Raw genomic sequence first — 14,599 nt, 5'->3', positions numbered from 1 at the left:
AAATGGATGCAATACGGGACATAAACAAGCAAACAACGACGTCCTGTATTGAGAAAAACAGTTTAAAACTAAGGATTATTGATTGGAGAAATTGGCATTATGGAAAAGATTTGGTTTGCTGAATACCAAAAGACAGGGATTCCAGAAACTGTAGAACTGCCTGCAGAAAATACGTCACTCGTAGACATTTTTGAACGTAATTTCCAAAAATTTGGTTCACGTGATGCCTTTATCTTTATGGATAAGGTTTTAAGCTTTAGTGAACTAGAAGAAGCTAGCCGTAAATTTGCAACTTATTTACAAAGTTTAGGTTTGGCACCTGGCTCGCGTGTTGCGGTGATGATGCCGAACGTACTTCAATATCCTGTGGTTGCACTGGGGGTGTTCCGCGCAGGTTTAGTTTTGGTGAACGTGAATCCACTTTATACTTCGCGTGAGTTAGAGCATCAATTAAATGACTCTGGTTCTGAAGTTTTAGTGATTATTGAAAACTTTGCATCCGTTTATCAGGCGATTATTGGTAAAACCCCTGTGAAGCATGTTGTTGTTGCTTCTGTGGGCGATATGCTAGGTGCATTAAAAGGCACGTTGGTGAATTTTGTTTTACGTTCAGTGCGTAAGCAAATTCCTGCATGGAACATTCCGGGTCACGTTAAATTTAACGCAGCAATGTCTAAAGTAAGCCCAAGCAACTACAAACGCCCAAGCTTAACTTTAAGTGATACGGCTGTGTTGCAATACACGGGTGGTACAACAGGTGTATCTAAGGGTGCAGAATTAACACACCGCAACCTTGTGGCAAACATGCTGCAATGTGATGGTATTTTCCAGAGTAAATTCGGTGCACAAGATGGTCAGCCAGATGACCGTATTTTCTGTGCATTGCCGCTGTATCACATCTTTGCATTCATGGTGTGTGCGCTTTACGGCATGTACAAAGGTCAGGCAAACGTATTGATTCCAAACCCGCGTGACTTACCTGCGGTGATGAAAGAATTACGTAAATATCAACCAACTTTCTTCCCTGCGGTGAATACTTTATTCAATGCGCTCGTGAACAATGAAGAGTTTAAACAGCTTGATCACAGCAAATTGAAAATGGCGATGGGTGGTGGTATGGCCGTATTACCATCGACTGCTGAAGCATGGAAAAAAGTGACAGGCACCAACATTATTGAAGGTTATGGCTTGTCTGAAACTTCACCAGTTGCAACGGCAAACCCGCCTGCATCTGAAGAATTCAGTGGCACCATTGGTATTCCATTGCCATTAACTGAAGTGGCTATTTTGGATGATGACGGCAATGAAGTTGCACTGGGTGAGCAAGGTGAAATTTCAATCCGTGGTCCACAAGTCATGAAAGGCTATTGGAACCGTCCAGATGAAACCGATAAAGTGATGATTAATGGTTTCTTCCGTACAGGTGACATTGGTGTCATGGATTCACGTGGCTATGTGAAAATTGTAGACCGTAAAAAAGACATGATTTTGGTATCAGGCTTTAACGTATATCCATCTGAAATTGAAGAAGTGATTGCGAAGCATCCGAAAGTATTGGAAGTGGCAGCCATTGGTGTACCAGATGAAAAATCAGGTGAAGTGCCAAAACTGTTTGTGGTGAAAAAAGATCCATCATTAACCACAGAAGAAGTATTAGCATTCGCTAAAGAGAACTTAACTGGCTATAAACGCCCGCGTTATGTGGAGTTTATGGATGAATTGCCAAAATCGAACGTAGGTAAAATCTTGCGTAAAGATTTGCGTAAAACAGCGTAATTCATGCTGCTTTGAACAAAAACGCCTCTGAAAACTCAGGGGCGTTTTTTATATGCTTATAAAAATAGATAGCTTCTTGTTCAATACAGACGAAGTGTCACCAGACCTTATTCTTTCATCAACCAACGGTCAAAGTAGCGACGCCCAACACCCACAATACCCAAGAAAATAAACATCGCACCAAATTGGCGACTAAAACCTGATTGATTAAAACTGCCATAACTTAAAATATTATCAATTAAGCAGTACACCACAATCACGATAATCCAGTGCCATAACGGTAAACGCTTAATCCCCACCGCATAAAACGCCACCCAAAGTACAACGAAGGTAAAAATGGTCGACCATACGTTCATGTTGGCGCAAATCACCATCAATAAAAATGCCACAATAGGCAACACAATTTTTAAAACACGATCCACTCGCAGTTGATGTTGGCGCTGCTTTTCAAGTACATCTAACATTTCCTTTTGATCTGGGCTGACCATAATGGATCCTTTATACAATTGCTTAAAACATGCTATTTAACAAAATTTATTCAAGAAATGCCATGTTATGATAAGTTCTCAATACAGTTTATGAGAAAAAATTGATGCAAAGCATAAGTGGAATTGTTTATCTAATTATAATTGCTTGCTTATTGCCGTATGTCTTTGCTGTTGTCGCAAAAATGGCAGGTGGTTTTAAACGTGAAGATAACCAAAATCCACGTGAATTTTTAGCCAAAACCACAGGTTTTGCTGCACGTGCTAACGCCGTACAGCAAAACAGTTTTGAAAGCCTGCCTTTATTTATTGCTGCAGTGCTCATGGCGGAATATATGGTCATCCCACAAGTGGTGGTGATGATGTTTGGTATTGCTTATATTGTGCTGCGCATTATTTATGGAATTTGTTATTTAGCCAATTGGGCGACGCTGCGTTCAATTGTTTGGATGCTGTCTTTACTTTGTCCAATTTGTATTTTGCTGATGGTGATTAAACTGACCTGATCAAGTCATGTCTGAAAATATGTATTTTTGCCTTGCAGATGTATAATCGCGCAGTAATTCAGGACAGAAAACCGTTATAATTGACGCGGTTTTAAAAAGATTTAACTTGTTTAAGAGTGATGCTATGAGCTACAGCAATATCCCTGCGGGTAAAGATGCACCAAATGACATCTATGTGATCATTGAAATTCCTGCCAATGCAGCGCCAATCAAATACGAAATTGACAAAGATTCTGATGCATTATTTGTAGACCGTTTCATGGGTACAGCAATGTTCTACCCAGCGAACTACGGTTATGTACCAAATACACTTTCATTGGATGGTGATCCGCTAGACGTATTGGTTGTGACTCCACACCCAGTAGAGCCAGGTTCTGTGATTCGTTGCCGCCCAGTGGGTAAATTGAACATGGAAGATGATGGTGGTATTGATGCGAAATTGGTTGCCGTTCCGCACGAAAAATTAACCCCAATTTATAAAGATGTTCAAGAATATACGGATCTTCCACCATTATTGATCAGCCAAATTGAACACTTCTTCCAGCACTATAAAGACTTAGAGCCAGGCAAATGGGTGAAGTTAAGTGGTTGGGAAGGTGCTGATGTTGCGAAACAAGAAGTATTGAACTCAATTGAAGGCTACAAAGCTGCAAATCCATAATTTGCGTGACGCCTGTTCAGCTTTCATGTGAAAGCTGAAATGTAAAAAACCTGCACAGAATATGTGCAGGTTTTTTATTGGATTGGCTATTCCGAGAAATTAGAATAATTTCACAGGAATGTCTAACCAGATACGCCATTCGTTGGTATCACCAATATAACCGGCTTGATAGTCATCACTTGCACGGTAGTATGAATGACGTAGACGTAAGCTTGCATCTTTTGCAAAACCTGATTGAACGGTGTATTTCACCTGGTTAAAGAATTCACGCTCTTGACCATCTTTTGGTTGGTTACGAACATCAATGTCCCAACCGTAAACAAAAGCAGTTGTCCAGTTTAGACCAGGAAGACCATGGTTTTTAAAGTTATAGTTGTATTGTAAGCCTAAAGATTTTTCATCATTACCTACAAAATCAGACAAATATGAGTTAGGTAGATAAATAGATTGTGCACCATCTGCGTTACCGCCGTAGTCATAGCCTACATCACCAAAGTTTTGTTGGTAAGCCAACATCACATTGTGTACATCTTTGCTATATGAAGTAGAGATTGCCCAAATATCATTGGTTTTCTCTGTTCCAGCAACTGTATTTTTCTCTGCTTTTGGTACGCCATAGACAGGATTCGCAATCGTACCTGTTGCTGAATAAGTTGAAGCATCTTTAGAGAATTCTGTGTGGTAGCCGCTTAGATCAAAGTTAAGCGCAGCACCATCTTTTAAGCCGTAGTTATAGTTTACATTGGCATAGTGACGATCTAATTTATCTTTAACATCAATACCGTAATAAGATGCTTTTAAGTCATCATTAAATGTATATTTCGCGCCCCATACCACAGCACGGTCTAACTCATTACCATCTGAGTTTATTTGGTCAGAATATTGATTTTTAGTGAATTTACCAGCAGTTAACTCTAGGCCATCAATTTCACGGCTAGTCGCTAAAACACCTTCAAAATATTCAGGTACTAAACGGGCAGTGTTGCTAGCAAGTACTGGTAAATCGAGTACTTGAGTACCATAAGTTACCGTGGTATTCGAGATACGTGCTTTGACATAAGCACCACCACGTGCCCAATGGTCATAAGCTGAGCCATCATTATGGGTTGGAATCATACCATTACCTGAATGGGCATTTTCACCTAGCTTGAATGAGGCATCACCAACAACACCCACACCAAAACCTATTATACCTTTGCTAAAACCTGAATTTAGATTGACAATTGCTGTTTGGGCAGCGGAACTGGTGTCATTAGTGAGACCATCTTTTTTATCACGATGTAAAAAACCTGTACGGAATAAAACCGAACCGTTTGCGTCTTCTACAAAGCCTTTAGATTCACTTTGTTCGCTAGCAAATGCAGTTGAAACAAGCGCTGCGTTGATGAGCAACGCTAGTGTTAATTTTTTAGATTGCAGCATTGGGAGACAGCCTCATGCAGTAAATGTGTAGTTGAAACGTAGCCGAATTGTATCGCTATTTAGGCGCGAAAATATCATTTTTAAGGGGCTTATGACACTAAAGTTAAGCATTTTTTCGATAAACTGTAGGGTCATTAAAAATATTGAATTTTAAAAAGTTTAATAATTATTTTAATTTTTAGTAAAAACATGAACATAATTTTAAATGAGCTGAACAGCTAGAATGGATGACTTGGGAGCAATGCTTTAAGTTTTTTGTAAATTTTAGCCATAAAATCAGCTTTGTTTAATATTTCAGTAGTTTAAGTTAAGAATTTATGGCGAAATAAGTAAGTAAAAACCTAAAATTTTATGTTTATTTCATCTTCTTAAGTATTTACTCATAAGTGCGGTTTTAAATTTAAAAATAGATAAAGTTGGATATTTTGGTTTTTATTTGAACTAAAAGTATAAAAAATAGAATCGTGTTTATGGGGTGAGTAATAGTTTTTAGCTATGAGGTGTTTCATGTGAAATACGGTGTTTTATTTGCGCTGTTTTTGATGAATTTGACCCAATTAGTATTTCTCTCTTCGCTAAATTTTTAAGTGTAATAACTTCAGAAGATATTGCATCGGCCTGCCACAATGCTGCTGAAATCTCACATTGGCTATTCGGTTTAACAATTTGAATGATATGCATGTTCTTGGTGCAAAAAAATTATTCGTATTCAAACAATATTTTTCTAGGCCAAACATGCTGTTCGCCCTTAATGGGAAAGGGGCTGTAAGCATATGAGTAATGACTTTGTCCCAGTTTTTAGTATATGCAAAGATGTGCGAATAAATGTTATTGCACTTTTTTAGGCAGTTTAAATTTGAGTTCTAAGTCAGGTACATCAAAAATGTTGAAATGTATTCTGTATTTACACGGTAAATATGACTTATACATCTATGTAAAAAGAATGAACAAAAGTGAGTTGTAGGCCATAGCGATGAAAATAAGAAATTTATTAATTTAAAAATAAATATAAATAACAATCATTTAGATGTGGTTGTGAGCCTATTCTGAGTATGGAAAATCTTGTTTTTTTGAATGTTGGCACACGGTTTGCAATCCTCCATGTGAGTTAAACAACAATAGACACAAGCATCTCATCAGATGCAGGGGGAAAATCATGAACATGGGATTTAAAACACTTTTTGCAGCAGCGATGATGGCAGCATCTGGTCTAAGCATGGCATCAGAATCAACTTCAGCATTGTCTTTTAGTGGTACTGCGGCAATGACCAGTGATTATCGTTTTCGTGGCATGACACAAACAATGAGTGATCCTGCGGTGCAAGCGGGTTTTGCGTTGAGCCATGATTCAGGCCTTTATGCTGGTGTGTGGGGTTCCAATGTCGATTTTGGTGGTACGGCACATTTAGAGCTTGACCCTTATATGGGCTATACCACAAGCCTAGATTATTTTGCCAGCAAACCCATTTTGGATGTGGGTTTTTGGTATTACGCCTACCCAAGTGAGAGCGATTTAAACTGGCTCGAAGCTTATGCAAAATTAGGTTTTAGTGATGTTTTGTTTAAAGATGCCAGCTTATTAACAGCCATTAACTACAGTAATGATTTCTTAGGTGGTGACACCGATGCTTGGTATTTCAATGCCACTTATACCGCACCCATTGGAAGTACCGGCTTTTCTGGGGTTGCTGGATTAGGTTACACCCAAGCAGATGACTTTGATTTTGGCGGTGGAAAAGACAGCTATGTAGATTGGAAAGTCGGTGTAAGCTATAACTTTGCTTCAGTTGAAGGTTTATCTGCTGAATTGGCTGCTGTAGGAACTGATATTGATACCGATGGTTTTTCGCATGCGGCAAAGCGTGGCGTTGAAACAGGAGCTGTATTTACTTTAACTAAAGCCTTCTAAAGATACGGCTACGACGATAAATAAAAGCTCCAGTTAGGAGTGAAACTTAAAACAATAAAAACAACTCGCCCATTGTACAGGCATGGCAATGGGCTATTTTCATCTCTTAGACTTTTAATCAGATTCTTAATCGAACTCTTAATTAGACTTTCAATCAGGCTTCATGGGCACGATAAGACAGTGCTTCACTCAAATGTGGACTTTGAATCTGTTCACTTTGGGCTAAATCTGCAATGGTGCGTGCCACTCGTAACACCCGATGATACGCACGTGCCGATAAGTTCAAACGCTGCTGCGCAATGGCTAAAATATTTTGCGCAGTATCATCTAAATGTGCAAATTGCTCTAATTGTTTGGGACTGAGCGCCATGTTTAAACACTCTTGGCGTTGCAATTGTCGTGTATATGCTTGAATGACACGGCTTCGCACGGTTTCAGAATTTTCCACTGGTCGGGTGTCCTGTAATTCATGTGCTTGCAGAGGTGGTACATCAATGTGTAAGTCGATACGATCCAATAACGGCCCTGAAATACGGTTTTGATAGCGTTTAATACTTTCTGCAGAACATTGGCAGCGCACATCCTGATTAAAAGCATAACCACAAGGACAGGGATTCATGGCGGCAATTAGTTGAAAGTTGGCTGGAAAGGTAATTTGCCGAGAAGCGCGGGAGATCACAATTTCTTTGGACTCTAAAGGTTGGCGCAGCACTTCTAACACTTTTTTATCAAATTCAGGTAATTCATCTAAAAATAAAACGCCTAAATGCGCCAAGGTAATTTCACCAGGTTTGGGATATGAGCCTCCACCGACCAATGCTACAGCAGAAGCGGTATGATGCGGGGCGCGAAAAGGGCGCTGTCCAAACGTATGCGGGCTATTGGCCACTGAATAGATGCTGGCGACCTCTAAATTTTCCTGCATATTCAATGGCGGTAAAATACTGGAAAGCCTAGATGCCAATAAGGTTTTACCTGTACCGGGTGGGCCTTTGAATAGCAATGAATGTCCACCTGCAGCTGCTATTTCCAAAGCACGTCGTGGGCGCAACTGTCCTTTAACATCGACTAAATCAAAGGCGGAATGTGATAACTGTGGTTGGGCAGTCGCGGTGACTTTATTTAAAGGCTGGCTTTGTGCCAAATGTTCGCAAACTTGTTTTAAATGTGTGGCGGCAAAGACTTCAAAGTCAGGCAATTGAGCAGCTTCTTGTGCATTTTGTTCAGGTAAAACCAAACGATGCTGTGCCTGTTGGCAGGCAATCGCAATACTGAGTGTGCCTGTGGTGGGACGCAATTGACCATCTAAAGCCAATTCTCCAATAAACTCTAAACTTTCAGTGCTTTGTTCGGGCAATTGTCCCGAAGCAATTAAAATGCCTAAAGCAATGGCTAAGTCCAAACGCGAACCATCTTTGGGCAAGTCGGCAGGCGCTAAATTAATGGTCAGACGTTTGGTCGGAAATTGAAAACCACTGTTAATAATGGCAGAGCGTACCCGATCTTTACTCTCACGTACGGCAGCTTCGGCTAGACCGACAATGGTTAAAGAAGGTAAACCTTGACTCAGATGGACTTCGACTTCAATTGCAGGGGCGTGCAAGCCGAGCAGCCCCCGCGTATACACTTTGGCAAAAGACATTTTTTATGATGATCCGTTTTGGTGCGTTATTTTTATAATGTTTGGTTTTTGTTTTTTATGCACTCAATTGATGCTTATTTTTTGAGTTGAATTTTCTGTTCTAGTGCTTCAACTTGTTTTAACAATTCATTTAAACGTAAGTTGGCATTATTGAGCGCAGTACGTTGGCGGTCTAGCTCATCTTGCGAGACCAAATCCATTTTGGTGACCGCCTCATTGAGCAAAGCACGTAAATTATGTTCTAAATCTTTTTTAGGTTGTTCAACTTGTTCCAAAATGGCTTGTAATAAAGTTTCAATCATTGTTGTTTCCACAAAGATGGAGAAAATGGAGGCAGTGTAGCACTGGTCTTGAATAGACTATAGCATTTCAGACGAAATATGGATTTATTCGATGAGTAAAATCGTAAATCTTCTAGTAAATATGTCTATTTTTTGAAGATCAAAACCATATAAATGTATAAAATAAGGTATAAAGAAAACTCATGTCACGGTTTCTAATTTCCCCCGACCTTAGAACTTTGGCATGGAATTTGAACATAAAACCTTACTGGTGAATTAAGCCGAAGGAAAACAAACATGAAGCTCGTAACTGCAATTGTAAAACCCTTTAAATTAGATGATGTGCGTGAAGCATTATCTGAAATTGGTGTTCAAGGGATCACCGTAACAGAAGTCAAAGGCTTCGGTCGCCAAAAAGGTCACACCGAACTTTATCGTGGCGCCGAGTACGTCGTTGACTTCTTGCCTAAAGTTAAAATCGAAATCGCAATTAGCGATGAAATGGTCGATTCGGTGATTGAGTCAATCACTCGTGTTGCTAGTACAGGCAAGATTGGTGATGGCAAAATCTTTGTGACTAACCTCGAACAAGTCATCCGTATTCGTACAGGTGAAACGGGTGCAGATGCTGTTTAAAAGATGGCATGAAGTTTGCTGAGTACCTAATAACTCACAAAAACAAAGGTCGGGGGACACAAATGAAAAAAATGCTACTTGCGCTGAGTCTATCGAGCGCACTCCTCGGTGGTTCTGTTGCTTGGGCTGAAGAAGCCGCAACAGCCACCACTCCAACTTCAGATGTTGCAGTGCTTGAAACTGCCGAAACATCTCCTATCGAAACAACAAATGCAACAGAAGTTGCAGCTGTAGCAGAAGTCAGCACGCCCGAAGCTGCTGAACCTGAAGCTGTATTAGATACAGGCGATACCGCTTGGATTTTAGTTTCGACTGCTTTAGTTTTACTCATGACCATTCCTGGTTTGGCACTATTTTATGGCGGTATGGTACGCAAGAAAAACGTACTCAATACTATGGCTTATAGCTTTGTAGCAGCAGCCGTGGTCAGTATTGCCTGGGTGGCAGTGGGCTATAGTTTGGCTTTTGGTGAAGGTAATGCCTTTATTGGTGGTCTAGACAAAGTCATGCTGGCAGGCATTGGTACCGATGCGCTCAGTGGCAGTATTCCTGAAATTCTATTTGTGATATTTCAAATGACCTTTGCCATCATTACTGTGGCAATTATCAGTGGTTCAATTGCAGAACGAATGAAGTTTGGTGCCTTTGTTGCCTTTATCGCGATTTGGGTGGTCGTGGTCTATGCACCAATTACCCACTGGGTATGGGGTGGCGGCTGGTTAGGCAATGATGGTGCACTCGACTTTGCTGGTGGTACTGTTGTTCATATTAACTCGGGTGTTGCAGGTTTGGTTGCTGCATACATGTTGGGTAAACGTATGGGCTTGGGCCGTGAATCTATGGCTCCGCACAACCTAACTTTGACTGTACTGGGTGCAAGTTTACTCTGGGTGGGCTGGTTCGGTTTCAACGGTGGTTCTGCTTTAGGCGCGAATGGTGCAGCGGGTTACGCCTTAGTTGTGACTCAAGTGGCAGCCGCAGCCGCAGCAATTGCATGGCTTGTAGCAGAAAAACTGGTACGTGGTAAAGGTTCGGTATTAGGTGCTGCATCGGGTGCAGTAGCAGGTTTGGTGGTGATTACTCCAGCAGCAGGTTTTGTGACTGTTGGTGGTGCATTAGCGATGGGTTTAATTGGTGGTGTGGTATGTTTCTGGGGTATTACTGCCTTAAAACGCGCCTTGAAAGCTGATGACTCTCTAGATGCCTTTGGACTACATGGTGTAGGTGGTATTGTCGGTGCAATTTTAACAGCCTTCTTTGCCAGCGAGTTTATTATGGGCGATGCTGCACCAAGCAACCTAATGAGCCAACTTTGGGTGCAAGTTGAAGGTGTGTTAGCGACCATTGCTTACTCTGCTGTACTGACTTTCATCATCTTAAAAGTAATTGATCTAACCATTGGTATTCGTGTGGCTGCAGAAGATGAGCGTATGGGACTCGACTTAAGCCAACATGGTGAACGTGTAGAATAATCCAGACAGCACATAATCAATATATTGTGTAAAACAGCCCTTCGGGGCTGTTTTTTTTCTATATGTTGCGTAAAACTCTACAAAGTTTGGAAATTTTGCTACACTGCATTTTCATTCAAATTTGTGCAATTAAACCGCTATGCATTGTCCATTTTGCAACACTGCAGACAGTAAAGTGATTGACTCACGTTTGGCGGCAGAAGGCTGCCAAATTCGCCGACGTCGTGAGTGTATTGGCTGTGGTGAACGCTTTACCACCTTTGAAAGTTATGAAGTGGTCATGCCACGGGTGATTAAATCTGATGGTAAAAGTGAGCCTTTCGATGAAGCCAAGTTGCGTCGCTCGTTAATGCATGCTTTGCAAAAACGTCCTGTGACCCAAGAGCAAATCGAAACTGTACTCAGCGACATCCAATTACAAATTCGCCGTTTGGGAGAGCGTGATGTGAAATCACGTACCATTGGTGAGGTTGTTATGCAGGCTTTATTTGCATTGGATCATGTCGCTTATGTACGTTTTGCCTCGGTGTATCAAGACTTTCAGGATGTCGAAGCATTCCGTCGCCAAATTGAACAAATGCAGTCGCGTGAGCAATAAAGCGCAATGCCAGCATCTATTCCACAGCATCCATCATCCATGACTGAACTCAATACTGACGCGCAACCTGATGATCTTTTTTGGATGCGTCGTGCCATTGAACTGGCACGTTTGGGGCAATACAGCACCAAGCCAAATCCGAACGTGGGCTGCGTTATTGTTAAAGATGCCCAATTATTGGGCGAAGGTTTCCATCCTCGTGCAGGACAGCCACATGCCGAAGTCTTTGCTTTGCGTCAGGCCGCTGAACAAGCGCAGGGTGCAACTGCTTATGTGACTTTGGAACCTTGTGCACACTATGGGCGCACACCACCATGTGCCAAAGCCTTGGTCGATGCAGGCGTGGCCAAAGTGGTTGTGGCTTGTCCAGACCCAAATCCATTGGTGGCAGGTAAAGGTGTTCAGATTCTACAGGATGCAGGTATTCAGGTTAGTGTGGGCGTGGCAGAAGCCGAAGCAGCGCAGTTAAATTCAGGCTTTTTAAAAGCTATGGCTACAGGTATGCCTTATGTGCGTTTAAAAATTGCCTCCAGTTTGGATGGTCGCACGGCCATGGCCTCGGGTGAATCCAAATGGATTACAGGGGCAGCAGCACGTGCAGATGTGCAACATTGGCGTGCAATTTCTGCAGCGGTCATTACGGGTGTTGATACGGTACTGGCCGATGACTGTCTGCTCAATGTACGTCAGTTGGCAGTGGATGATCTTCACAATGTGGTACAGCCAAAACGGATTATTTTAGACCGTCAGGGGCGGTTAGCGCTGACTGCACAAATTCTGCAGCAACCTGAAACCGTGATGGTGATGGGGCCGTATCGTGCAGAGTTGGCAGCCTTAGGCGTGATACAATTGGCGGTACAGCCTTTGGCAAGCTTGCTGGCTGAACTGGTCAAACAGCATCAAATTTATGATGTACTGGTTGAGGCAGGCGCAACTTTATCTACCGCTTTCTTGCAGGAAGGCTTGGTCGATGAAGTCATTAGTTATGTGGCGCCTACATTATTAGGGCAATCAGCACGTGCCATGTTTAATGCAGAATTTGAACGTATGGCAGAGCAACTTCGATTTAAACTTTGCGACGTCACTCAATTGGGTGATGACGTGCGCCTTAGGTTAATTCCTTCTCAAGAGACACTATGAGTTCAGAGTCAACGGTTTATCACAAACGTCGTCATGCGGCACGCACCACTGATGAATACTTATTTCATCAATTGGTGCCTTATTTGGGCAATAAACGCCGTTTACTGCATCTGATTTTAGAAGCCCTTGAACAGACAGGAACGCTACATCCTAAAGATGGTCGTGCCCCAATTTTTGCCGACTTTTTTGCAGGCTCAGGGGTGGTATCACGTTTGGCGCGCCAAAATGGTTATCGGGTAATTGCCAATGACTGGGAACCGTACAGCCATGCCTTAAACCATGCGATTTTGGCCTGCACTGAAGCACCTGCGTTTAAAGAATTAGGCGGCTATCAAAAAGCCATTGATTATTTGAACCGTTTGCCTGAAGTCAAAGGCTGGGTGACGCATAATTTGTGTCCGCGCAATGACGAAATTTATGACCCAAGTCGTGACCGTTTATTCTTTAAACGTCGTAACGGTATGCGCATAGATGCGATTCGTCAGCAAATTGCTACGTGGCAAGCGCAGGGTGCCATTGATGATGTTGAGATGTCGGCATTGTTGGCGCCGTTGTTGTACTCTGCCAGTTTTGTCAGTAATACCAGTGGGGTGTTTAAAAGCTTCCACCACGGCTGGGGTGGCAAAACTCAAACTGCACTCGAACGAATAGAATCATTATTGTGGCTCACGCCAAGTCGTTTTTGTGACATTGGTGAACCAAATAAACCTGCTGCAGAAATGTGGTGTGTCGATGCACAGCATCTTGCCAATCAAATGAGTGGTTTTGAGGTGGATGTGGCTTATTTAGACCCACCGTATAATCAACATGCTTATAGCAGTAACTATCATGTCTTAAATGCCTTAACCTTGTGGGATCAGGTCGATTTACCAACCCCAGACACCAAAGGCTTTAAAAGTGGTATTGACCGTGCATGGCGCAAAGAACGTCCAAGTCCATACAACTCATCTAAGTACGCCAAAGAGGCGTATGAAACCTTATTGGACACCATTAATGCACGTTTTATTCTGACCAGTTATTCTACCGATGGTAATATTAGTGCCACAGACTTGTTGCAAGCCAATTTAAAACGCGGTCGAGTGACGTTATTGACGCAAGATGTTCCGCGTTATCGCGTGAGTAAACAGCGTCAGTCCGAGCGTGCGCGCGTGCTGGAATTTATTGTGATTACCGATACGCATGCCAAGTCAGGCCCACCTATTCGCCAGTTGTTAGGGCAACTTTACCATTTTGCAGAATTGGGTGGTGTAGATACCTCAGGTGTGAGTACCCAATTGGCGTTGTGGTAAATCCACAAATCCTCAGTGAATGAGAGAAAAGATTATGTTTACAGGCATTATTGAAAGTTTAGGTAAAGTAGAAAGCCTGCAAAGTGTGGGCGGTGATGTACGTTTGCGTATTCAGACCGATTTGGATATGTCGGATGTGCATTTGGGGGATTCAATTGCCACCAATGGTATTTGCCTGACTGTGATCGAGTGGGGCGACAATTGGTATGTCGCAGATGTGTCCCGTGAAAGTTTGAACCGTACCACTTTAGGCACATGGAAAGTGGGTCAGCCTGTCAATGTCGAAAAAGCCATGTTGCCGACCACACGTTTTGGTGGACATATCGTAAGTGGCCATGTTGATGCAGTCGGTGAAATTACGCTGGTACGTGAAGATGCACGTTCAATTTACTATGAAGTGACTGCACCTGCAGAAATTGCCAAATATTTGGCAGAAAAAGGTTCGGTGACCGTCGATGGCATCAGCCTGACCATTAACCATTTACGCGGCAGTGTTATCAGTCTGAATTTAATTCCACACACGGCAGAGCGTACCAATATTGGCACATGGAAAGTTGGCAGCAAGGTCAATTTAGAAGTGGATGTCTTGGCGCGTTATATTGAGCGTTTGCTCTTGGGTGATAAAGCTGCAGAAACTACGCAGCAATCTAAAATTAGCATGGAATTCTTGGCTGAAAATGGCTTTTTAAAATAAGCACAGAGCCGAATGAAATTTAAACAGTCTGATTGAAAAATTAGACTGTTTTTTTGTTTTTAGGGATAATTAAAAAGATAAAGATGTT

The 14,599-nt window shown here is 42.1% G+C and carries 15 protein-coding genes; 10 read left to right on the top strand and 5 right to left on the bottom strand.

Annotation, left to right across the window (positions count from 1 at the left end; translation table 11 throughout):
* Positions 1–99: 99 nt before the first annotated feature.
* Positions 100–1,776, top strand: a complete 1,677-nt coding sequence (locus FTV52_RS01430; protein ID WP_096902244.1) for an AMP-binding protein — start codon at positions 100–102, stop codon at positions 1,774–1,776.
* Positions 1,777–1,883: 107 nt separating this feature from the next.
* Here the strand turns inward: FTV52_RS01430 and FTV52_RS01425 are convergent, their stop codons facing one another.
* Positions 1,884–2,264, bottom strand: a complete 381-nt coding sequence (locus FTV52_RS01425) for a hypothetical protein (RefSeq protein WP_004975646.1) — start codon at positions 2,262–2,264, stop codon at positions 1,884–1,886.
* A gap of 104 nt (positions 2,265–2,368) precedes the next feature.
* On the opposite strand from FTV52_RS01425, the gene FTV52_RS01420 reads away from it, so the two are divergent.
* Entirely contained in the window at positions 2,369–2,767 is a 399-nt protein-coding gene (locus FTV52_RS01420) for an MAPEG family protein (RefSeq protein ID WP_096902243.1), read from the top strand.
* Positions 2,768–2,891: 124 nt separating this feature from the next.
* Positions 2,892–3,428: an inorganic diphosphatase gene (ppa, locus tag FTV52_RS01415; protein WP_004975651.1), complete on the top strand. Its 537-nt coding sequence runs from the start codon at positions 2,892–2,894 to the stop codon at positions 3,426–3,428.
* A 99-nt stretch (positions 3,429–3,527) separates the two neighbouring features.
* Here ppa and FTV52_RS01410 read toward each other — a convergent pair whose 3' ends face one another.
* Together FTV52_RS01410 and FTV52_RS01405 are read right to left on the bottom strand one after the other, a co-directional pair.
* Entirely contained in the window at positions 3,528–4,850 is a 1,323-nt protein-coding gene (locus tag FTV52_RS01410; protein WP_179989577.1) for an OprD family outer membrane porin, read from the bottom strand.
* Positions 4,851–5,339: 489 nt separating this feature from the next.
* On the bottom strand, positions 5,340–5,531 hold the full coding sequence (locus FTV52_RS01405) for a hypothetical protein (protein ID WP_179989575.1): 192 nt from the start codon (positions 5,529–5,531) through the stop codon (positions 5,340–5,342).
* Between the two features lie 472 nt (positions 5,532–6,003).
* Between FTV52_RS01405 and FTV52_RS01400 the strand changes: the two genes are divergently transcribed.
* Positions 6,004–6,759 carry a TorF family putative porin gene (locus tag FTV52_RS01400; RefSeq protein ID WP_373683406.1) on the top strand — a complete coding sequence of 252 codons (756 nt, stop codon included), beginning with the start codon at positions 6,004–6,006 and terminating at the stop codon, positions 6,757–6,759.
* A 154-nt stretch (positions 6,760–6,913) separates the two neighbouring features.
* On the opposite strand, the gene FTV52_RS01395 is transcribed toward FTV52_RS01400, so the two are convergent.
* Both FTV52_RS01395 and FTV52_RS01390 read right to left on the bottom strand, forming a co-directional pair.
* Entirely contained in the window at positions 6,914–8,401 is a 1,488-nt protein-coding gene (locus FTV52_RS01395; RefSeq protein WP_004975658.1) for a YifB family Mg chelatase-like AAA ATPase, read from the bottom strand.
* A gap of 74 nt (positions 8,402–8,475) precedes the next feature.
* A complete protein-coding gene (locus FTV52_RS01390; RefSeq protein WP_096902239.1) occupies positions 8,476–8,703 on the bottom strand; it encodes an accessory factor UbiK family protein in 228 nt (75 codons plus the stop codon).
* A 276-nt stretch (positions 8,704–8,979) separates the two neighbouring features.
* Between FTV52_RS01390 and glnK the strand changes: the two genes are divergently transcribed.
* The 6 genes from glnK to FTV52_RS01360 all read left to right on the top strand — a co-directional run bounded on the left by glnK (position 8,980) and on the right by FTV52_RS01360 (position 14,511).
* Positions 8,980–9,318 carry a P-II family nitrogen regulator gene (gene glnK, locus FTV52_RS01385; protein WP_004650081.1) on the top strand — a complete coding sequence of 113 codons (339 nt, stop codon included), beginning with the start codon at positions 8,980–8,982 and terminating at the stop codon, positions 9,316–9,318.
* A gap of 62 nt (positions 9,319–9,380) precedes the next feature.
* Positions 9,381–10,790, top strand: coding sequence for an ammonium transporter (locus FTV52_RS01380; protein ID WP_179989573.1), 1,410 nt, complete (start codon positions 9,381–9,383; stop codon positions 10,788–10,790).
* Between the two features lie 139 nt (positions 10,791–10,929).
* Positions 10,930–11,388, top strand: a complete 459-nt coding sequence (gene nrdR / locus FTV52_RS01375) for a transcriptional regulator NrdR (RefSeq protein ID WP_096902237.1) — start codon at positions 10,930–10,932, stop codon at positions 11,386–11,388.
* A 39-nt stretch (positions 11,389–11,427) separates the two neighbouring features.
* Positions 11,428–12,528, top strand: coding sequence for a bifunctional diaminohydroxyphosphoribosylaminopyrimidine deaminase/5-amino-6-(5-phosphoribosylamino)uracil reductase RibD (gene ribD, locus FTV52_RS01370; RefSeq protein ID WP_179989603.1), 1,101 nt, complete (start codon positions 11,428–11,430; stop codon positions 12,526–12,528).
* Positions 12,525–13,817: a DNA adenine methylase gene (locus tag FTV52_RS01365; RefSeq protein ID WP_179989572.1), complete on the top strand. Its 1,293-nt coding sequence runs from the start codon at positions 12,525–12,527 to the stop codon at positions 13,815–13,817. The genes ribD and FTV52_RS01365 overlap by 4 nt, the downstream gene beginning before the upstream one ends.
* 34 nt (positions 13,818–13,851) lie before the next feature.
* Positions 13,852–14,511 carry a riboflavin synthase gene (locus FTV52_RS01360; RefSeq protein ID WP_179989570.1) on the top strand — a complete coding sequence of 220 codons (660 nt, stop codon included), beginning with the start codon at positions 13,852–13,854 and terminating at the stop codon, positions 14,509–14,511.
* Positions 14,512–14,599 lie beyond the last annotated feature (88 nt).

Source organism: Acinetobacter sp. YH1901141, from assembly GCF_013416935.1.
Lineage (GTDB): Bacteria > Pseudomonadota > Gammaproteobacteria > Pseudomonadales > Moraxellaceae > Acinetobacter > Acinetobacter towneri.
This window is presented reverse-complemented; position numbering and strand designations above follow the sequence as displayed.